The sequence below is a fragment of the Psychromicrobium lacuslunae genome (assembly GCF_000950575.1).
In the GTDB taxonomy this organism is placed as follows: domain Bacteria; phylum Actinomycetota; class Actinomycetes; order Actinomycetales; family Micrococcaceae; genus Renibacterium; species Renibacterium lacuslunae.
Genome location: NZ_CP011005.1, coordinates 3,159,656 through 3,178,504 on the forward strand (window position 1 = coordinate 3,159,656; position 18,849 = coordinate 3,178,504).

Genomic DNA, 18,849 nt, shown 5'->3' on the forward strand with positions numbered 1-18,849 from the left:
TTAGTATGCCGAAGTATGCCGAATTTTAGGCCAGAATCTGTCCTGAAGGTGTCCAACGCGCCTAAAGCGCCGGCTCCTCCTTGGTGGACAACGTGATCACTGCCTCTTCGATATACCCAACGTTCTCTAACTCCCGCTCTAATTGACGTAGCTTCAGCGCCACGTCATCTTCATTGCGATTTCCCTGCAAATCCACGGCAGCCACCAGATACAACTTGCTTGGGCCGACGAATTCCAAATGGATATAGGTCACTCTGTCGATCTCGGGGCGTTTGAGTAATAATTCGACGGCGAGTTCTTCGGCTTCCCGGGATGCCGATTGGCCGACCAGGAAACGACGGTTCCGATCGATCAACACCACCGCGATAACGCCAAGGAGCACTCCAACGGCGATTGAGCCAATAGCATCCGGAATCGGGGAGCCGGTGATTTGATGCAGCAAGATACCGAGAAAGGCGAGCAGCAGACCGATTAAGGCGGCGGCATCCTCGGCAAAAACCGCTCGCAGCGTCGGGTTCGAGCTATTAGCAACATGCTCCAGGGTGGGGATCTGCATCAGCCTGGCGGTCTTTCTCGCCTGCCGGTAGGCCTGGGTGAAGGAGATACCCTCGAGTATGAAGGACACCGCGAGCACCAGGTAGGCGATGAGGAAGTCTCCGGCGGGCTCGGGGTTAAAGAGCTCCTGCACCCCGTGCATGATCGACACCACCGCGCCAGCAGTGAACAGGCCGAAGGCAGCGAACATCGACCAGATATAGGCCTCGCGACCATACCCCATTGGATGCCGGACATCCCGTGGGCGCTGAGATCGCCGATCAGCGACCAGCAAGAAGACCTCATTACCGGCGTCCGCCCAGGAGTGCGCCGCCTCGGCCACCATCGAGGCCGAACCGGTGAAGGCAGCAGCGAACGACTTGGCCACCGCAATCAATAAATTAGCGGCAAAAGCCAGCACAACCGTGAAGGTGCTTTCGGAGCCCTGCTCAGCGGTTTCACCATGCTGTTTCATGGCCGCGCTAAGCGCTATTTTTCGAGATTCGTCAGCCATGGCTAAACCATACCTCCATCCCGTTGCCCGTCTTGTTGAATTGATTGCAACGGCTACCATGAAGGGATGCTGCAAGCGCTCTGGTCTAAACCCGAAGCCGAACGAACTGGTAAACCGCTGCTTTTGATGCTGCATGGCTATGGTGCCGATGAACAGTACATGGCACAGCATTTCGATGCGATGCCTGCCGGTTTTAATTGCGCTGCGCTGCGCGGCGGCTTTGAGATGGATCAGAGCTATGGCTGGTTCCTGCTCGACTACTTCCTGAATAACGATTTTGCCCAGGTGGTTTCCGCCGCGAATGAGGTATTTGCCTGGCTAGATTCAGAAAACGCTAAATATCGCTTTAGCAGCGTTAGCCTGATCGGCCATTCGCAGGGCATGGCGATGGCAAGCACTCTGCTCCGACTGCGTCGGGACGCTTTTCAAGCGGTCGTCGGTCTCTCTGGTTTCGTGCTGGACAACCAGTTATTGGCCGCGATGGAGCCGTTGAGTCGCAAGGTTCCATTCTTCTGGGCGCGGGACGAAGCAGATTTGGTGATCAACCCGGACGCGGTGGAATTCACCAAGGATTGGCTCGACCAAAATTCCTTACTCCAGGAAGAGCTCTACCCCGGAATGGGGCATTCAATCGGAGCCGCTGAACTGATCGATGCAAGTTCTTTCCTCACTGTCCACGTTCCAGGGGCATTCCAGCCCACCAGCTAACGGCTCAGCCGCCGGGTAATCAGCCTTCGGCGAAGTGTTGCCGTCAACGGCCAGAACGATAAGCGGGTCACCTAAGCTTGAAGAATGGCAAAGTCAACCTCAGGGCAAAAACCTCACCGCTCAGTGCGGATAGCGGCCGACGCTGTTTTCACCTCCGAGGGAATGCCTAAGCCCGCAGTCCAGCAAGCGTTGAGCAGAGCGGTAGAAAGTCAGCGGCCATTGGTGCGCGCCAATCTGCGTAGGATGCGGCGCCGATTCCCGCATGCCTCGCCCGCTGAGCTAGCCCTCAAACTAGATCGCGATTTCGTCAATACGGTGACTGGATCCGGTGCTGCCATTGGCGCTACCGCCGTCATTCCGGGCATCGGCACCCTCGCTTCACTGGGTATCTCGGCGGGTGCAACGGTGATGTTTCTAGAGGCCTCGGCGCTTTACGCGCTCTCCATCGCCGAGTTGCACGGAGTCCATCTTGACGACCCGGAGCGCGCCCAGACAGCCGTGATGGCGATCATGCTCGGCGAGGAAGGCACCTCGTTGATGCAGTCTTTCGCTGGTCATGCGCTGGGCCGAGGCAGTACACCGCTAAATAATTGGGGCGTTGTGCTAGGTAAAAATGTGCCCAGCACGGCGGTGAAAACCATTGGGCTTCGGATCCAGAAAATGTTTATTAAGCGCCTCATGCTCAGCCATGGCGGCGCGATGATCGGGCGGCTCGTTCCTTTTGGTGTCGGCGCGGTGATCGGTGGGGCCGGTAACCTGCTGATGGGGCGCTCGATAGTGAAGGCAACTAAGATCGCCTTTGGCGCACCGCCCTTGGTCTTTCGCGGCGAGCTTGCCTTGCCGGTGCCAGCGGTGCCTTCTCGGGCGATTGAATGGCGGCGGCCGCTCACCGCGATCAAGGCGCTTCCGGCTAAGCTGCCTGGCACGAAGAAGGCGCATCGTGACTGAACTCGTGGTTGATCTGAACAGTGATCTGGGCGAGTCCTTTGGCTCCTGGACAATGGGCGACGACGAAGCCCTGCTTTCACTGGTCAGTAGCGCAAATGTGGCCTGTGGTTTTCATGCCGGCGACCCGCAAACCATGCTGCGCACCGTCAGGATCGCGCAGCAACGTGGGGTGAGCCTGGGCGCTCACCCGGCCTATCGTGATCTGGTGGGTTTTGGCCGGAGACTCCTTGATGTGAGTGCTGAGGAGCTGCACGCGGATGTGCTCTATCAGGTGGCTGCGCTCGACGGTGTGGCACGCAGCGCGGGTGCCACGCTGAGTTACGTGAAACCCCATGGAGCACTTTATAACCGGATCGTCAGCGACCCGGTGCAAGCGGCGGCAGTGGCCCGGGCCGTGCATGAATTACCCGGCAATCTTGCCATCCTAGGGCTGCCAGGTTCGGCGATCGAGACCGCTTGCGGCGAACTCGGGGTGAGCTTTTACCGGGAGGCTTTTGTCGATCGGGGCTACCTCGCCGACGGTTCACTGGTACCGCGGACAGCTCCCGGTGCGGTGCTGCATGAGGTGGAAATGATCGCCGAGCGGGCGGTGCGGATGGTGCGGGAAGGTGTGGTTCAGGCGGTCGACGGCAGCCTGGTCGAGCTGCGACCGGATTCGCTCTGCGTGCATGGCGACACCCCGGGCGCGGTGGCAATGGCTTCCGCAGTACGAACCGCCCTGACCGCCGAGGGGGTGCGGATTGAACGCTTTGCCTAAAACCCCCGGTGCGCTGGAGCCGATCGGCGCAACTGGCTCAGGGCGGGCCAATGCGGCGACCCTGCTGCCCTGTGGAGACAGCGGGATTCTGGCAGAATTGGAAACCCTCGACCAGGTCCTGGCGTTATTTAGGGCGCTGTCTGAACCCCCCGCCGGGGTCCTGGACGTGGTCCCCGCTGCTCGTACGATCCTGGTCACCTTCGACCCGGAGCGACTTGAACTTACTGCGGTACAAAATTGGTTGCGCTCCGCCGAACCGGTGGAGGCAGCGCTCGCCGATGGCCCCCTAGTTCCCATTGAAGTGAGCTATACCGGCCCCGATCTTGCCGAGGTCGCGCAGTACCTGAACCTCACAGTCGAGCAAGTTGTCGAGCTGCACACCAGCTCGGAGTGGACCGCAGCGTTTACCGGGTTCGCCCCAGGGTTTGCCTATTTAGTCACCTCCCACGAGAAGCTTCGGGTGCCCCGGAGGAATACCCCGCGCACCTCAATTCCGGCCGGTTCGGTTGCTTTGGGCGGTGAGTTTAGTGCGATCTATCCGACCAGCTCACCCGCTGGCTGGCAACTCATCGGTCACACCGCGGCGGTACTTTGGGACGCGTCGAAGTCGGAAGCCGCGGGTAGTCCGGCGCTGATTACCCCGGGCGCTCGGGTGCGGTTCAGGGCAGTATGACGGCGCGGGTGGTCTCGACCGGGCCATTGGCCTTAGTGCAGGATTTGGGTCGACCCGGGGCAGCCGCGCTGGGCCTAGGCCCGGGCGGCGCACTTGATCGGGCAGCTTTGGTAGCCGCCAACGCTTTGGTAGCGAACCCGGCGTCGTCCGCAGGGCTGGAGATCGTCTTCGGTGGCTTCGCATTGGAATTCAACGAACCAGCTGTTTTCGCGGTAACCGGTGCGGTGGGTGAAGTGCTGATCGATGGTGTGCCGAGGCCGCAACGCACCGCCCACTCGGTCGCTGCCGGTACCCGCTTGACGATTGCTGCCGCCTCAGCCGGTCTGCGCTATTACCTGGCCATTGCGGGCGGAATCGAAGCTCCCACGCTGCTCGGCTCACGTTCGCGTGACATCTTGGCCGCGATGGGGCCTGAGCCGCTGCAAGCCGGTCAGCTCTTGTCGTTCGGCTCAGATCACCAAGAGTCGGCAAGACCTGAGGTTTTCCGGGACCCGCCGAGGCCCGATAGACGGCTCTCGCTGCGAGTGACGCCGGGGCCTCGAAGGGATTGGTTTGTCGATGGGGCCTGGTCTCAACTGCTGAGCCAGGAGTGGGCCATCTCGGCCGACAGCAATCGGATTGGTGCGCGCTTACTGGGCCGTCCCCTCGAATTTTCCCGCTCCGGCCAGCTGCCTAGTGAGGGAATGGTGACCGGCGCATTGCAGGTGCCGCCCTCCGGCTTGCCCACCATTTTTCTAGCGGATCATCCGGTGACCGGCGGTTATCCGGTGATCGCGGTGGTCCGGAAGGCTGATATTGATCTGCTTGGCCAAGCCCAACCCGGCCAGACACTTAGATTTCTAGCCTCTTGAAGGTGCCGTTAGCCGAAGGCTAGGGTAGCCACGGTATAAATCAGCACGCCGGCTAGCGCGCCCACCACAGTGCCATTGATTCTGATGTACTGCAGATCCCGGCCAACCTGCAGTTCAATCTTTCGCGACGCCTCTTGAGCATCCCAGCGCTCCACGGTATCGGTAATAATCGAAGCGATATCGTGCCGGTAATTGCGCACTGCGTAGGCAGCGACTTCGGTAATCCAGCCGTTGATTTTGCTGGCCAGTTCTTCGTCGCTGGACAGCCGGTGGCCGAAATCGCGCAGTACCGAAACAAACTTCATCCTTAGCGCCGAATTCGGGTCATCGACCGCTTCCAACAGAGCACGTTTCAACGTTTGCCAGGTCTGGCCCGCTAACTCTCGCACTCTGGGCGAATCAAGTAGCTGCGCTTTGACCTCTTCGGCACGCTGGATCATCGCCGGATCGTGCTGCAGATCATCGGCCAGCTTGAGCAAGTACTCGTCCAAGGCCTGCCGCACTTGGTGGTCCTGGTCAGCTTGTATTGCTAGCACGAACTTATGCACCTCGGCGTAGATCCGATCGCCGACCAGATCATCGACAAAACTCGGAATCCAGGAAGGGGAACGATCGGAGACAATACGCGAAATAGTGGCGGGGTTGCTCTGCACCCAGTCAACCGCTCGATCAACTAGCAGATCAACTAGATTGCGGTGATGCCCGGCGGAGAACACCTGGTTGGCCAGCCGACCAATCGGCGGGCCCCATGGCGGTGCCAGCAAATACTGCCGCACCATTGATTCGATCACCTCGCGGACGTCGTCGTCCTTGAGAACTTCCATAATGCCCTTGATTGCCGCAGCGCCCTCGGTAGCTAAGCGATTGGCGGACTCTTCGCGGGCCAACCAGCTGCCCACCCGTCCAGCAACGTCGAGGGTGCCGAGCTTTTCGCGAACCACATCTTCGGAGAGGAAATTACTTTCCACGAACTCGCCGAGGCTAGCCCCGATCGCATCCTTGCGGGTTGGGATGATCGCAGTATGGGGAATGGGTAAGCCGAGCGGGTGCCGGAACAGCGCAGTGACCGCGAACCAGTCGGCCAGCGCGCCGACCATAGCTCCCTCTGAGGCGGCACGTACGTAGGCCAGCCAAGGGTATTGGCCTTGCAACCAGAAGGAAAATCCAAAGATCACCGCCGCGAGGATGAGCAGCGATAAGGCAAGGGTTTTCATCCGGCGAAGTGCGGCCCGTTTTTGCTGGTCCAGTTCTGACTCCATGAGGCAAGCCTACTGAGCCTGCTTTCATAGCAGTAACCGTGGGGAATACCCTTGAGCTATGACCCTGATCTACGCCCACCGTGGTGCCAGCGCCCAGTATGCCGAACACACTCGTGCCGCCTATTTGCAGGCAATCGCCGACGGGGCCGACGGGATGGAATGTGACGTTCACCTGACCGCCGACCACCAGGTGGTGCTGCTCCACGACTCAACAGTGGACCGCACCTCCAACGGCAGCGGAGCGGTGGCCGAGATGACTCTCGCGGAACTCAGGGAACTGGATTTCAGTTCCTGGAAAGGCGTCGACGTACCGGATGAGTACGGGGCCAATTCGCAGCAGTTCCTCACCCTGGGTGAGCTTCTCGACTTATTATTAGCCGCCGGTCGACCGATTGGGCTGACCATTGAGTTCAAGCACCCCAACCCCTTTGGCGACCGCCTGGAAGAGGAAACCCTCAAACTGCTATTGGCACGCGGCTGGCTGCCGCAGAGCTCGAAGTTGGGTTCTTTGAACATCTCTTTTATGAGTTTCGATCCGGACGCGATGAAATACCTGGCGAGCACGGTGCCCGCAGCGCAGCTGTGTCAACTGGTCGCTGAGATCGACGTCGAACAGCTCAGCAAGGAACTTGGCCTCGGCGCTGTGGCGGCTGTTGCCGCTGCAACTGCCCTGCGGCTTGCGCTCGCCGAGGGGCTTCGGCTTTTGGATAGCGGCGAGGCCGGCATCGCCGGACCAGGAATCGACTATCTTCGCGCCCAGCCCGACCAGACGCGGCGTTGGCTTGAGGCCGGTCGGATCTTCCGGGTTTGGACGGTTGACGAGGCGGCGGATGTGAGATTCTGTCTGGATTTCGGTGTGCAGGAAATCACCACGAATCGTCCGGCCGAGGTGCGCGCTCTGCTCTGACTGAGCTCAGTTGGCGGCTTCGCCACCGAGCCTTCTCGAGAACGGCAGCAAAATCGCTATCCTCGAGAAGGCGAAACTCTCGAAAAATAAGTGATTGAGCGCTCAAGCCATGATTAGGTGTGTGAATGGCATCGCGGATCGAAGACTACGCCCTCCTCTCAGATATGCACACTGGTCCTCTTGTGGCGCGCACCGGCAGCATCGATTGGCTGTGTTTTCCGCGCTTTGACTCGCCGTCGATTTTCGCCGCCTTGCTGGGCACAGAAGACGACGGCCATTGGTTGCTGGCACCAACGGCCGATAAAGCGGAGGTAATCAGCCGACGGTATCAGGACAGCACCTTCGTGTTGGAAACCGATTGGCGCACCGAAACCGGCAGTGTTCGGGTCACCGACTTTATGCCGGTAGGTGATCGCCGAGCCTCGATTGTGCGCCGGGTGCATGGTCTGGAAGGTACCGTGGCGATGCGTCAGCTGCTCCGAATGCGTTTCGACTATGCCCGGGTATTGCCTTGGGTTTCCCGGGCCAAGGACACCGGCGGCGCCACCGTGCTGCTCGCCATTGCGGGTCCGGATGCGCTGGCGTTGCGCGGGCCGCATATTCCGCACTCCACCGATCATCGGCACTACGGTGAATTCACCGTTGCAGCGGGCGAAACTCTCGATTTCGAGTTGCTTTGGTATCCTTCGCATCGAGCTATTCCTGCCGCGCTCGACGTCGATAAGGCGCTGCAACAAACCGCCGACTACTGGCGGCAATGGGCGGCGGACTGCTCGCAGGACGGCAAGTACGCCGAACAGGTGAAGCGCTCACTACTGGTGTTGCGGGCGCTCAGTCATGAGGATACCGGCGGTATTGTGGCCGCTCCGACCACCTCGCTGCCCGAAGATTTTGGCGGCGGAAGGAACTGGGACTACCGATTCTGCTGGCTGCGCGACGCCGCACTGACGTTGGAGGCAATGCTGACCCACGGCTACGCGCAGGAGGCATTGACCTGGCGGAACTGGTTATTACGAGCCGTGGCGGGAGACCCCGAGGACCTGCAGATCATGTACGGCCTGGCCGGTGAACGTGAGTTGCGCGAAGAAGAACTGCCGCATCTACCAGGGTATGAAAACTCTGCTCCGGTGCGGATCGGCAATGGTGCGGTGCACCAATATCAGGCTGATGTGGTCGGCGAGGTGATGGTCGCCTTGGAGCGGCTGCGCAAAATTGGCGGTGCCGAGGACCATTTTTCCTGGCCTCTGCAACGGGCCCTTTTGGGTTTTGCCGAACGGCATCTTGAGCAAAAGGACCAAGGTTTATGGGAAATGCGTGGTGAGCCACAGTACTTCACGCATTCCAGGGTGATGATGTGGGCGGCTTTCGACTCCGGGGTCCGAGCGGTGCGAGAGCACGGTTTGGCAGGACCAGCCGAGCAGTGGGAGCAAATACGCGATCAATTGCGGGCGGAGATACTCAGCCAAGGTTTCAATCGTGAACTGAACTCTTTTACCCAAAGCTATGGCGGCACCACCACCGATGCTTCTCTTTTGGTGTTACCGCAGGTCGGCTTCATTTCCTACCAGGACGAGAAGATGCTGGGTACGGTAGCGCGAATTGAGCAGGAGTTGCTCGATCCGCACGGTTTACTGCTGCGGTACCGGACGGAAACTGGCTTGGACGGCCTGGAACCTGGGGAGCATCCGTTCTTAGCCTGTTCGTTCTGGCTGGTCGGCCAGTACGCGCGAAGCGGGCGGCTGGCTGAGGCTGAGGCTTTGATGGATCGTCTGGTTGGTTTCGCCAACGAACTCGGCCTGCTCAGCGAGGAATATTCAGTGGAGCAGGGCCGGATGGTGGGTAACTATCCACAGGCCTTCTCGCACCTCGCCCTGGTCGGTGCCGCCGATGCCTTGGAAAGTGCGACTCAGACCGTCCGGACTTGAGCCTCGGGCCCCCAAATATCCGGGTGTCGCGTCATCGCCGGTTCCCGGTGCAGAGCTCGATGCTGTACCGGGATGAAGATGGCATCCCCCAATAGCTCAGCGAATCGTTTCCAGGCTGGAGTGCCAGCCGGCGTAGTTTCTACCGCGCCGATCAACATGCCAATAATTGACTGGACATCTTCTAAGCCAAGATCGGACCGCACGGTGCCTTGGGCTTGGGCACGACGGGTGAGTTCAAAAAGGGCATCAATAACCGGAATCGCCATGCTGGCGAGCGTGTCCTGTCTACTGTGGATGGCGATCATCATGTTCGACTCACGGCTGGCGATGCCCAGCAAACCGTAACTGACATAGATCAACCCGCGGGTAGGGTTGCTGTCTTCGAGGGCCCTTCGGATCAGCGGTCTGATCCGAATCTCAACCTGTCGGGTGAGCACCGCGCGGATCAAATCGTCTTTATCGGAAAAATTCCGGAACAGGGTGGCGACGCCGACCCCTGCTTCGCGAGCAATGCTCTGCAGGGACGCGTCCGGGCCGAAGCGGCGATAACAGGATTGCGCAGCTGAAATCAACGAATCAATATTTCTCGTCGCGTCCGCTCTGCGGGGCCGCTCCATTGAAGCCTCCGACATGGGCTCAGCATAGCAAGGTGGGGCTGGAATCTAGGCTTGGCCGGGCGGGATGTCTTTTGGCAACGGATCGTGCCAGGATGAAGGCATGTTGGTAGCTTTTTCTGTCTCCCCTAATTCTTCAGGTCCGGATGGGTCGGTGCATGAAGCCGTGGCGGCTGCGATCAAGGTGGTGAGGGAATCGGGACTGCCCAACCAGACCGATTCGATGTTCACCACGATCGAAGGCGAGTGGGACGAGGTTTTCGACGTGGTGAAGCGTGCCACCGAGGCCGTTGGTGCTTTCGGCTCAAGGGTTTCGCTGGTCCTGAAGGCAGACATTCGCCCTGGCTACACCGGTGAATTAACCGCCAAGGTGGAACGTCTAGAGAAGGCGCTGCTCGAGGAATAAGCTGAGGAGATGGTTGAGCATAAGAGCCACCCGGAGTGGCTGACGGTCGAGCACTACCTGAGCGATACCCTGCTGAAGCCCGACGCTGCTCTAGAACAAGCGGTAGCCGACGCTGCGGCGGCCGGGATGCCGGCCATCGAGGTAGCGCCGACGGCGGGTAAATTCCTGATGCTGCTGGCGCGGATTTCCGGCGCTCGTCGGGTCCTGGAAATCGGTACCCTGGCAGGCTACTCCAGTATCTGGTTGGCTCGCGGCCTGCCGGAGGACGGCACGGTGTTGAGCTGTGAGTTTGTAGCCAAGCACGCTGAGGTGGCCCGTCGAAATATTGACCGGGCGGGTGTCGGCGAGAAGGTGGAGATTCGGCTGGGGCCAGCGCTAGATACCCTTGCTAGCTTGACCGGCCAATTCGATCTCATCTTTATCGATGCCGATAAGGGAAATAACGTCAATTACCTGAGTCGGGCACTCGAATTGAGCCATTCAGGGACAGTGATTGTCGTCGATAATGTGATCTGGGAAGGACTTTTCTTAGATCCTGAGGCGCAGGGAGATGAACTAGCGATCCGTCAGACTTTGGAATTTCTAGGCTCCAGTGAGCAGTTGGAAGCCACCGCGATACAAACCGCGAGTTCCAAAGGTTGGGATGGCTTCGCGGTAGCTGTGGTGAAATGATCGGGCGTCCATGAAGCCTGCTGAACCAAAGCCAGTTGCCGGTGAATACCCCATCGATACCGGCCTTGCGGAACTAGAAGCGGAACCTGGGAACTCCAGTGGTTGGTTGTTGAAAATCAATGGCATGCAGTCCTCGCATATTGATCTAGCCGACGCCTCCCGGCTTGAATTCGAGTACATGCGTTGGCTGGTGAAGCTGATCGAAGATCGCTGGAGCACCAGCGAAAAGTTGAGAGTGCTGCATCTGGGTGGTGGAGCGTGCTCGGTAGCCCGCTACTTGGTGGATCAGTACCCGAATTCTCGGAATACCGTGGTGGAGATTGACGGTAAGCTTGCCGGCTACGTGCGGGAATGGTTCGGACTGCCGAAGGCGCCGTTGCTGAAGATTAGGGTCGGGGAAGCGCGTGAAGTATTGAGTGCACTCAGTGAAAACAGCCGCGACGTGGTGATTCGCGATGTCTTCTCCGGAAGGTTCACCCCGGCTCCACTGCTGACCGAGGAATTCGTAACACAAGCCAAACGGGTGCTGAGTCCGCAGGGCGTCTATTTGCTCAATTGTGGGGATGCTCCGGCGCTTGCCAATGCACGTCGCGAAGCCGCCACCCTAGCCGCCAACTTCAGACACACCGCGCTAATAGCGGATCCACCAATGCTCAAGGGCAGGCGCTTCGGCAATATCGTGATGGCCGGTAGTGATGCACCGCTGGCCACTGGTGGCGGGCTGCCCCGGGCACTCTTGGCCGGTGCGATGCCTGCCACTCTGTGGGACGATCAGCAATTTCGAGGCTTCGCTCGCAGCCACCAACCTTTCACCGATAACTAGTAGTAGCTTTCTGGCCGCCGGGCGCTAATGTCCGGTCAACCTATTGAGAGGAATCGAAGATGACGATTTTGCCTTTGTCAGGCCGTAGCGCCCTGGTCACCGGTGGTGCGGGAGGCATTGGTGCCGCCGTGGTCCGTGAACTCGCTAGCCTAGGCGCAAAGGTAACCATCGCTGACCTGACCGCCACCGAGGATTTAGCTGCCGAGGTCAAGGGTGATAGCTGGCAGCTCGATCTTAGTGACACCGCGGCCTTGGAAGAGCTCTCTTTGGATTTCGACATTCTGGTCAATAACGCCGGGATCCAGCGAGTGGCGCCCCTTGAGGAATATGACCCCGCGGTATTCCGCAAGATTCACACCTTGATGTTGGAGGTCCCGTTTCTATTGATCCGCTCCGTTCTGCCGCAGATGTATGGCAAAGGCTGGGGGCGGATCATTAACATTTCCTCTGTCCATGGTCTACGAGCTTCGGCTTTCAAAAGCGCCTACGTTTCGGCCAAACATGGCCTGGAAGGGTTATCGAAGGTGACCGCTCTGGAGGGTGGTCCACACGGGGTGACCAGTAATTGCGTCAATCCTGGCTATGTTCGGACGCCCTTGGTGGAATCGCAGATAGCCGACCAGGCGGTAGCTCATGGCATCCCGGAAGACGAAGTGTTGGCCAAGGTAATGCTGACCGAAAGTGCTATTAAGCGTTTAGTGGAGCCGCAGGAAGTTGCTTCCTTGGTGGCTTGGCTTGCCGGCCCCAAAGCCGGGATGGTGACCGGGGCTAGCTACACAATGGATGGCGGCTGGTCGGCTAAGTAGCTGTGCCGATCCGATCCGTTGATCATCTGAGTTTTCCGGCGGCCAGCGCCCCTGAGCAGAAGGTCTGTGCTGACAGTCTGTCTCAAGGGCGCTGAGGCCAGTTTTACTCTGACTTTGCCACTGTATTCCGTCGGGTGGTCGCCAACAGCAGTGCGCCCAGCAGCAACATCAGCAGAGCTAACGCCGCCATGGTGGCCCCGGAGAACCCGGTATTGGCTAGCGCGCCAGCGGCCGAAACGACTGCTGCCGCTTGGCCGGTAACAGCTGTGTTCGGCCCGGGTTGGCTCGCCGGGTTGGCAGGACCTGCGGGAGTAGCCGGGGTTCCAGGTGTAGCAGGGGTGACCGGGGTAACGGGTGTTACCGGGGTGACCGGGGTAACGGGCGTCACCGGAGTGACCGGCGTCACCGGGGTAACGGGCGTCACCGGAGTGACCGGCGTCACCGGAACATTCACCGTCGGGTTGGTAGTTTCTGAATTTCCGATCACGCTAATCGCGTTTCCAGCCACGGTAAGCGGGATGATCGGATTCAGGCCAACCTGGTTGCCGCCGAGGAGCGAGCCAAGACCGTTAGTGGTCTGGCCACCCACCGGATTATTGCCCACAGCGCCGCCGATACCGTTGTTGGTGGTAGCACCGGTGACGGTGGAGTTGCCGACCCCGCTGATCGCGTTGCCAGCAATGGCTGCCGGCACGACTGGGTTGGCGCCGACTTGGTTGCCGCCTACTAAGGAACCGATACCACTGGTGTTTTGCCCAGCGATAGGAGCACCACCGGTGGCCGGTGCGATGCCATTATTGGTTTTCGAGCCGGTGACGGTGGAGTTACCGACCCCGCTAATGGCGTTGCCAGCAATGGCTGCCGGCACGAAGCCGTTAGCGCCGACCTGGTTGCCTCCTCCCAAGGAGGTCGTCCCGTTGGTGTTCTGCTGGCCCACGACGGCACCTCCCGTTGTAGGAGCAGCAGTGTTGATGCCGTTATTGGTGGTGGAGCCGGTGACGGTGGAGTTGCCGACGCCACTGATGGCGTTGCCAGCAATGGTTGCTGGTACGAAGCCGTTAGCGCCGACTTGGTTGCCGCCAAGGAGTGAGCCGAGACCGCTGGTGCTTTGGTTGCCCATCGGAGTGGCTGAGCCAACAGGGCCGCCGGATGCTTGTCCGATGCCGTTGTTCGTGGTGGAACCAGTTGCGGTGGAGTTACCGACGCCACTGATCGCGTTACCGGCAATGGCCATTGGTACGACCGGGTTGGCCATTACCTGGTTACCGCCGACGAGAGAACCGATGCCGGTGGTGTTTTGCTGCCCCACCACGGCGCCGCTATTGGCTGGAGCGGTGGCTGGAGCAGCTGCAGTGCCGATGCCATTATTGGTTTTCGAACCGGTGACGGTGGAGTTACCGACGCCGCTAATGGCATTACCGGAGATGGTTGCTGGCACGAGACCGTTGGCGCCGACTTGGTTGCCGCCAAGGACAGAGCCGAGACCGCTGGTGCTTTGGTTGCCCATCGGGACTGCCGTACCAACAGGGCCGCCGGATGCTTGCCCAATACCGTTGTTGGTGGTGGAACCGGTAGCCGTCGAATTACCCACCACGCTGATCGCGTTACCGGAGATGGAGAGCGGTGCGACCAGATTGACCAGGCCCTGGTTACCGCCGCCTAGTGAGGTGGTGCCATTGGTGTTCTGCTGACCCACCACGGCGCCCCCCGTTGCTGGAGGAGCAGTTGTGCCGATGCCGTTATCGGTGGTGGAACCGGTGACGGTGGAGTTACCCACCCCGCTAATCGCGTTACCAGAAATGGTGATCGGCGCCGTCGCATTGACGAGCGCTTGATTGCCCGCCACCGCGCCTAACACCCCGCTAGTGCCCTGGGTACTCAGTGGCTTCGCGGTTCCAATCCCATTATTGGTAGTGGAGTTGGTCGCGTGTGATGTGCCAACCAGACTAATCGCATTGCCCGAGATGGACACCGGAAGGTTGAGATTAACGGCTGCTTGATTGCCGGCAGCCGTCCCTCCGGCACCGCTACTTGATTGGTTCGAAAGCCCGCCTAACAAAGACGAGGCTGTGGGGCTGGCCGCTGGCACGGCTTGAGCGCCCCCGGTGTTCGGCTGTTCGGCAGCCTGAGCTGCGGCAGCCCCGAGGACCATAATGCCCCCGGTGAAGAGGGTTCCCCAAAGAACCCTTCGAATATTGCTGTGCATGATAAAGCTCCTGACTTGCATCAAAAATGAATAGTGAATGAAACGATGTGTCCACCTAACGGCGGAGTGTTGTCATTCAGTCAGGAGATGAACCAGGATCATCTGATAATGATTCTGGGCTGAAGGAACTGACCAATGTGGCCGGTTCTGAAAGTTCATGAAGTGAGGCTAGGAAGCTGTTGGACACCGTGGCAGCAAGGCTATTCGAAGTGCCACTTGAACCGTTCAAATTGATCGGAATCGGGCACGTTTGGCCGGGCGCAGTTGGCACGGGATGGCTCGGATTCGCCTGACCAGCAGGGGCGATCGGCTCGGCGGGCGGCGCGTTCTGTTGTGCTCCGTAGGGCAGCCCGGCAAACCATATCGACGAAAGCGTTGCGGAATTCTCCACCGCTGACTTTGCGGGAGCAGCAACTGTCGTCGCTCCTAGTGCTGCAGTTGCTTTGTTGTCCGCTACTTTCGTGGTCGACAGGTTGCCGGGCAGGCCAGCCGAGTTATCGGTTGATCCAGGGCCCATACCGGGAAGGACTCCCGGCGGAGTTACCGCCGGTGGGGTGGCGTCGACCGGTTTCGTTGAGTCCGGCAATACCACCCCAGTGACCGGTAAAGCGGTGTTCACGGTCGGCAAGAGGTCATCAATCACACCATTGATGACGCCGGAAACCGGGGGCAATGCTGCTCCGGCGACGGGGAGTTTGCTTAGCGGCGGCAGCACCTCGTTAACCAGCTGGTGAACGCTAAAAACCAGGGGCGCGCTGAGGCCTTGAACGGTGTTTTTCACCGACGAAGTGATCGGCTCAAGGGGCTTGAGGGCCGGCGCCAGCGGCGGTTCAATCAGCTGATTGACAACAGTAGTCACCGGAGTGATCGGAGCGATCACTGTGGTCGGCTTACTCAAAGCACTGAGAGTTTGCTGCACTAGCGGGGTTTTGAGGGCCGTCGTCACGACCTTCGTTGGAGCGACGACTTCGGTAACCGAGCTAACCACCGCTGGCGTCTGCTTGGTTACCGATTGCACCGGCTCGATGAGATTCTTCACCGTATGACCGACTTTACCGAGCAGCGAGTTAGCAGCGGAAGCATTTGAGGTCGCACTAGACGAGGAAGAGGAAGCCGTTGTGCCGACATCGGAGGCGGCCTGAGCCGTTTGCGCCCCGAGCACGCCGAGCAGGAAAGTTGCTGAGCCAGCTACTCCGAGCAAAGCGGCAAATCGCACTGCTCTGCGGAAATTTACGCCATCACTTCGGGGCGTGCTCGGCTCGTCCTGACCACGCAGTTCCAGCTGGGAAGTCTCCACAGTGCGATTCACCTCCTCCCTCTAGAGATAGCTCGACTTCTTTCAGAGTAGGACTCTGAAATAGGGCCGTCTAGGGGAGTGGCGATTTGTAACCGACTGGCTTATCCAACTGGCTACATTTAGCATGCTCGCAAACACGTCGAGATAATACAAATTTGTTTTATCTCTATTTTACTTTTGTGCTAATTCTGCGTTATTCGACGGAATTGATCAGTGAATATTCAGAACTTGCTGCAATGCTCCGATGCCGAAGAAGATGAGGAACGCCGCGGCCACCACCCAGAGCAGTGGATGAATCTCCCGGGCTCGCCCCTGGAAGCTTCGGATCACCACATAGGAGATGAAACCAGCTCCCAGTCCGTTGGCAATCGAGTAGGTGAAGGGCATCAGAATAAAGGTCAGGAATGCTGGAATGGCGATTCCCCAGTCGGCCCAATCAATCTTTCCGACCTGAGAGACCATCATGAAGCCCACCACGACTAGGGCCGGGGCCACCGCTTCGAAGGGAACCAATGAGATTAGCGGGGTGAAGAACATTGCGATGAGGAACAAGAAGCCGGTCACTATCGAGGCAATGCCGGTTCGTGCTCCTTCACCGATGCCAGCCCCCGACTCAACGTAAATCTGATTGGAAGAAACCGAGGCGCCGCCGCCGGCCACCGCACCAATCGCATCGACCAGCAGTACCCGATTGACGTCCGGAATGTTCCCTTTCTTGTCCACAGTGCCGGCTTCGTTGGCCAAGCCGACCATGGTTCCCATCGCATCGAAGAAGATGCTGAGCAGGATCGAGAAGGCCAGCAAGGTGGCTGCGACGCCGCCAAGGTGGACGAAGGAGCCGAAGATATTAACTTGGCCAATCAGTGAAAGATCAGGGAGCGAGAAGTCCTTCAAGGCGGGCACCACAAGAGACCAGCCGAGCGGATTGCTAGTCTTACCATCGAAGCTCGGACCGATCTTGAAAATGAGTTCCAACAGATTGGCCAGCACCGTGGAGGCGATGACGCCAATCAAAATCGCGCCGCGCACCTTCCTGATCACCAACACGATGGTGAGCAGTAGCCCGACCACAAAGACCAGCGTTGGCCAGCCAATCAGTTTTCCATCAAAACCCAGCCCGACCGGCACCGTGGTACCAGCCACGTCTGGAATGCGCCGCACAAAGCCGGCGTTCACCAGGCCGATGAGCGCGATAAAGAGGCCGATGCCGACTACTATCGCCGTTTTGAGCCCTTCCGGAACTGCCTTGAAGACGGCCGTGCGGAAACCGGTGAGAACCAGGATCAGCATGGTCACACCGGAGATCATGATCAAGCCCATCATATCGGCCCAGCTCAGACCGGGGTGTGAGGCCACAGTCACCGCGACGAAGGCATTCACGCCAAGCCCGGTGGCGAGCGCGAAGGGGTGCCTTGCCCAAGCGCCCATCAGAATCGTCAGCACGCCGGCGACCAGTGCTGTCACGGCTGCTACCCGATTCGGGCCGAGTGAACCGCCGGTCGAGTCGGCGCCACCCAGGATGAGCGGGTTGAGCACCACGATGTAACTCATCGCGAAGAAGGTGGCGAGACCGCCACGAATCTCGCGGGACAGCGTGGAACCGCGCTCCGAAACTTTAAAGTAGCGATCAAGGGCAACAGGTAAACGGGCCATGCCAGAATCCTAGCGCCAACCGCTCTACTGTCCTTAGTGATGACGCCCTCAGATGACGTAGCGTAGGTGTATGCCTCAACTTTCGTTAGCTCAGCCCCGCAATTCCTTCGGACGGTTCGCCCTCGGCCTTCTGGTGTCCCTGGGGGTTTTGTTCAGCTTGCTGCTTTCTGCTCCGGCAGCTAGCGCCCACGACTCGGTTGAGAGCACGAGTCCGGCCAATGGAGCGAAGATCGCCAGCATGCCTGAACAAGTGTCCTTGACCTTGAATAACACTCCGGCAGCCATTGGCTCCAAGATCGAAGTGAAGGATGCTAGCGGCACCAATTGGGCCAGTGGCGAGGTGTCAGTGCTCGATAAGGTGGCAAGCGAGCAACTGAAACCGGGTGCCCCGGCCGGTCAGTACACAGTTAATTGGCGCCTAGTCTCCTCAGATGGGCATCCCATCGATGGCAGCTTCAGCTTTACCGTCACCGGTGGCAGCACTGCGACTTCCGGGGCGACCCTTGGCTCTGCTGCTCCAGTGAGCTCTCCCGAACCCCAGAGTTCGACTGCCACCGGTGGCTTTCCCTGGCTGATCGTTATTGTTGCTGGGGTGGCCGTGCTAGTGCTGGTGGCGCTGTTCCTAGTGGTGCGGCGACTGCGAAAAGAACAGTAGCTTGGCGATCCCAGCCGAGGCTGAGATTGGCTCAGCCGAGCGCTGCTTGACTGGTCTCGCGCTGCAGACAGATTGCTTGGCTGACGTTCTTTGCCTGTAGCAGGATCTCGCGGGTGCTGGGAATGATGGCATCATTGACGCCCACCAGATAAATGCCCAGTGCCCGCACTGCGGTAATCACATCCCGTCCGATCGCGATGCCCAAGGAGGCCAGAAAACGCCTCAGCTGATTCTGCGCGCAATGAGTCAGCACGATGTTGTCTGCGGAAAGCGCGCCCTCAGAGGTCTCAATCGTCCAACGCTGCGTGCTCAGGGGGTTAATGCTCAGTTCTTTGGCCTTCGCCCGGGTTCTGATGTCCAGGCTGTGACTGGAGGCGTAGTGCCTGAGTACCCGGAGCACCTCGCCGCGTTCGGTTAAGCTGCCCGGCTCGCTAACCTGGTGTTTCGCATTTGCTGTTCCGGTGCCGAAGAGTTCGCAATGATCCACCACGATGGAATTCACGCCGCGCCGACTCAACTCAGTTGCCACCGCCAGGCCAGAAAGACCGGAGCCAATCACCACCGTGGTGGTGCGTTCGGTGCATGGTGCACCATCTAGCTGGGTCATCGTGCTGGGCCTCCTTGGCTGCCGGTGCGTGATG

Annotated in this window: 19 protein-coding genes; 12 read left to right on the top strand and 7 right to left on the bottom strand. The window is 59.4% G+C overall.

The genetic code is table 11. The features are described 5' to 3' along the window. Positions 1-61: 61 nt before the first annotated feature. The gene (locus UM93_RS14950) at positions 62-1,048 is read right to left on the bottom strand and encodes a cation diffusion facilitator family transporter (RefSeq protein WP_082057179.1); all 987 of its coding nucleotides are present in this window, start codon (positions 1,046-1,048) and stop codon (positions 62-64) included. 66 nt (positions 1,049-1,114) lie between these two features. Between UM93_RS14950 and UM93_RS14955 the strand changes: the two genes are divergently transcribed. The 5 genes from UM93_RS14955 to UM93_RS14975 all read left to right on the top strand — a co-directional run bounded on the left by UM93_RS14955 (position 1,115) and on the right by UM93_RS14975 (position 4,985). Next, the gene (locus tag UM93_RS14955) at positions 1,115-1,756 is read left to right on the top strand and encodes an alpha/beta hydrolase (RefSeq protein ID WP_045076331.1); all 642 of its coding nucleotides are present in this window, start codon (positions 1,115-1,117) and stop codon (positions 1,754-1,756) included. 84 nt (positions 1,757-1,840) lie between these two features. Further along, entirely contained in the window at positions 1,841-2,704 is an 864-nt protein-coding gene (locus tag UM93_RS14960; protein ID WP_045076332.1) for a hypothetical protein, read from the top strand. Continuing rightward, the gene (locus UM93_RS14965) at positions 2,697-3,461 is read left to right on the top strand and encodes a LamB/YcsF family protein (RefSeq protein ID WP_267884325.1); all 765 of its coding nucleotides are present in this window, start codon (positions 2,697-2,699) and stop codon (positions 3,459-3,461) included. Before UM93_RS14960 ends, UM93_RS14965 begins: the two co-directional genes overlap by 8 nt. Continuing rightward, on the top strand, positions 3,445-4,134 hold the full coding sequence (locus UM93_RS14970; protein ID WP_324606733.1) for a 5-oxoprolinase subunit B family protein: 690 nt from the start codon (positions 3,445-3,447) through the stop codon (positions 4,132-4,134). Before UM93_RS14965 ends, UM93_RS14970 begins: the two co-directional genes overlap by 17 nt. Then, positions 4,131-4,985: a 5-oxoprolinase subunit C family protein gene (locus UM93_RS14975; protein ID WP_045076333.1), complete on the top strand. Its 855-nt coding sequence runs from the start codon at positions 4,131-4,133 to the stop codon at positions 4,983-4,985. Before UM93_RS14970 ends, UM93_RS14975 begins: the two co-directional genes overlap by 4 nt. A gap of 8 nt (positions 4,986-4,993) precedes the next feature. On the opposite strand, the gene UM93_RS14980 is transcribed toward UM93_RS14975, so the two are convergent. Next, complete coding sequence (locus UM93_RS14980; RefSeq protein ID WP_045076334.1) at positions 4,994-6,244, bottom strand: DUF445 domain-containing protein; 1,251 nt, start codon at positions 6,242-6,244, stop codon at positions 4,994-4,996. Positions 6,245-6,302: 58 nt separating this feature from the next. Between UM93_RS14980 and UM93_RS14985 the strand changes: the two genes are divergently transcribed. Both UM93_RS14985 and UM93_RS14990 read left to right on the top strand, forming a co-directional pair. Further along, on the top strand, positions 6,303-7,151 hold the full coding sequence (locus UM93_RS14985; RefSeq protein WP_045076335.1) for a glycerophosphodiester phosphodiesterase: 849 nt from the start codon (positions 6,303-6,305) through the stop codon (positions 7,149-7,151). A 125-nt stretch (positions 7,152-7,276) separates the two neighbouring features. Next, positions 7,277-9,076 carry a glycoside hydrolase family 15 protein gene (locus UM93_RS14990; RefSeq protein WP_045076336.1) on the top strand — a complete coding sequence of 600 codons (1,800 nt, stop codon included), beginning with the start codon at positions 7,277-7,279 and terminating at the stop codon, positions 9,074-9,076. On the opposite strand, the gene UM93_RS14995 is transcribed toward UM93_RS14990, so the two are convergent. After that, positions 9,058-9,708: a TetR/AcrR family transcriptional regulator gene (locus tag UM93_RS14995; protein WP_082057180.1), complete on the bottom strand. Its 651-nt coding sequence runs from the start codon at positions 9,706-9,708 to the stop codon at positions 9,058-9,060. The two genes, UM93_RS14990 and UM93_RS14995, sit on opposite strands and share 19 nt — an antisense overlap. An 85-nt stretch (positions 9,709-9,793) precedes the next feature. Between UM93_RS14995 and UM93_RS15000 the strand changes: the two genes are divergently transcribed. From UM93_RS15000 to UM93_RS15015, 4 genes are read left to right on the top strand one after another with little or no spacing between them, the layout of a single operon-like run. After that, the gene (locus tag UM93_RS15000; protein ID WP_045076337.1) at positions 9,794-10,096 is read left to right on the top strand and encodes a thiamine-binding protein; all 303 of its coding nucleotides are present in this window, start codon (positions 9,794-9,796) and stop codon (positions 10,094-10,096) included. Positions 10,097-10,105: 9 nt separating this feature from the next. Further along, positions 10,106-10,768 carry an O-methyltransferase gene (locus UM93_RS15005; RefSeq protein ID WP_045076338.1) on the top strand — a complete coding sequence of 221 codons (663 nt, stop codon included), beginning with the start codon at positions 10,106-10,108 and terminating at the stop codon, positions 10,766-10,768. A gap of 10 nt (positions 10,769-10,778) precedes the next feature. Beyond that, positions 10,779-11,591 carry a spermidine synthase gene (locus tag UM93_RS15010; RefSeq protein ID WP_045076339.1) on the top strand — a complete coding sequence of 271 codons (813 nt, stop codon included), beginning with the start codon at positions 10,779-10,781 and terminating at the stop codon, positions 11,589-11,591. Between the two features lie 59 nt (positions 11,592-11,650). Next, positions 11,651-12,397 carry an SDR family NAD(P)-dependent oxidoreductase gene (locus tag UM93_RS15015; RefSeq protein ID WP_045076340.1) on the top strand — a complete coding sequence of 249 codons (747 nt, stop codon included), beginning with the start codon at positions 11,651-11,653 and terminating at the stop codon, positions 12,395-12,397. A 103-nt stretch (positions 12,398-12,500) separates the two neighbouring features. Here UM93_RS15015 and UM93_RS17975 read toward each other — a convergent pair whose 3' ends face one another. From UM93_RS17975 to UM93_RS15030, 3 genes are all read right to left on the bottom strand, one after another. Beyond that, positions 12,501-14,603, bottom strand: coding sequence for a beta strand repeat-containing protein (locus tag UM93_RS17975; RefSeq protein WP_045076341.1), 2,103 nt, complete (start codon positions 14,601-14,603; stop codon positions 12,501-12,503). Positions 14,604-14,679: 76 nt separating this feature from the next. After that, on the bottom strand, positions 14,680-15,912 hold the full coding sequence (locus UM93_RS15025; RefSeq protein WP_045076342.1) for a hypothetical protein: 1,233 nt from the start codon (positions 15,910-15,912) through the stop codon (positions 14,680-14,682). 198 nt (positions 15,913-16,110) lie between these two features. Continuing rightward, on the bottom strand, positions 16,111-17,553 hold the full coding sequence (locus UM93_RS15030; RefSeq protein WP_045076343.1) for an NCS2 family permease: 1,443 nt from the start codon (positions 17,551-17,553) through the stop codon (positions 16,111-16,113). Positions 17,554-17,623: 70 nt separating this feature from the next. Here UM93_RS15030 and UM93_RS15035 point away from each other — a divergent pair, with 70 nt between their 5' ends. After that, positions 17,624-18,208: a copper resistance CopC family protein gene (locus UM93_RS15035; protein WP_234399327.1), complete on the top strand. Its 585-nt coding sequence runs from the start codon at positions 17,624-17,626 to the stop codon at positions 18,206-18,208. A gap of 31 nt (positions 18,209-18,239) precedes the next feature. Here UM93_RS15035 and UM93_RS15040 read toward each other — a convergent pair whose 3' ends face one another. Then, positions 18,240-18,815: an FAD-binding protein gene (locus UM93_RS15040; RefSeq protein WP_045076344.1), complete on the bottom strand. Its 576-nt coding sequence runs from the start codon at positions 18,813-18,815 to the stop codon at positions 18,240-18,242. Between the last annotated feature and the right edge of the window lie 34 nt (positions 18,816-18,849).

What these genes read in the sequence shown, in the direction of transcription:
- UM93_RS14950 (WP_082057179.1), bottom strand. Translation starts at nt 1,048, where the DNA reads ATGGCTGACGAATCTCGAAAAATAGCGCTTAGCGCGGCCATGAAACAG.
- UM93_RS14955 (WP_045076331.1), top strand. Translation starts at nt 1,115, where the DNA reads ATGCTGCAAGCGCTCTGGTCTAAACCCGAAGCCGAACGAACTGGTAAA.
- UM93_RS14960 (WP_045076332.1), top strand. Translation starts at nt 1,841, where the DNA reads ATGGCAAAGTCAACCTCAGGGCAAAAACCTCACCGCTCAGTGCGGATA.
- UM93_RS14975 (WP_045076333.1), top strand. Translation starts at nt 4,131, where the DNA reads ATGACGGCGCGGGTGGTCTCGACCGGGCCATTGGCCTTAGTGCAGGAT.
- UM93_RS14980 (WP_045076334.1), bottom strand. Translation starts at nt 6,244, where the DNA reads ATGGAGTCAGAACTGGACCAGCAAAAACGGGCCGCACTTCGCCGGATG.
- UM93_RS14985 (WP_045076335.1), top strand. Translation starts at nt 6,303, where the DNA reads ATGACCCTGATCTACGCCCACCGTGGTGCCAGCGCCCAGTATGCCGAA.
- UM93_RS14990 (WP_045076336.1), top strand. Translation starts at nt 7,277, where the DNA reads ATGGCATCGCGGATCGAAGACTACGCCCTCCTCTCAGATATGCACACT.
- UM93_RS14995 (WP_082057180.1), bottom strand. Translation starts at nt 9,708, where the DNA reads ATGTCGGAGGCTTCAATGGAGCGGCCCCGCAGAGCGGACGCGACGAGA.
- UM93_RS15000 (WP_045076337.1), top strand. Translation starts at nt 9,794, where the DNA reads ATGTTGGTAGCTTTTTCTGTCTCCCCTAATTCTTCAGGTCCGGATGGG.
- UM93_RS15005 (WP_045076338.1), top strand. Translation starts at nt 10,106, where the DNA reads ATGGTTGAGCATAAGAGCCACCCGGAGTGGCTGACGGTCGAGCACTAC.
- UM93_RS15010 (WP_045076339.1), top strand. Translation starts at nt 10,779, where the DNA reads ATGAAGCCTGCTGAACCAAAGCCAGTTGCCGGTGAATACCCCATCGAT.
- UM93_RS15015 (WP_045076340.1), top strand. Translation starts at nt 11,651, where the DNA reads ATGACGATTTTGCCTTTGTCAGGCCGTAGCGCCCTGGTCACCGGTGGT.
- UM93_RS17975 (WP_045076341.1), bottom strand. Translation starts at nt 14,603, where the DNA reads ATGCACAGCAATATTCGAAGGGTTCTTTGGGGAACCCTCTTCACCGGG.
- UM93_RS15030 (WP_045076343.1), bottom strand. Translation starts at nt 17,553, where the DNA reads ATGGCCCGTTTACCTGTTGCCCTTGATCGCTACTTTAAAGTTTCGGAG.
- UM93_RS15035 (WP_234399327.1), top strand. Translation starts at nt 17,624, where the DNA reads ATGCCTCAACTTTCGTTAGCTCAGCCCCGCAATTCCTTCGGACGGTTC.
- UM93_RS15040 (WP_045076344.1), bottom strand. Translation starts at nt 18,815, where the DNA reads ATGACCCAGCTAGATGGTGCACCATGCACCGAACGCACCACCACGGTG.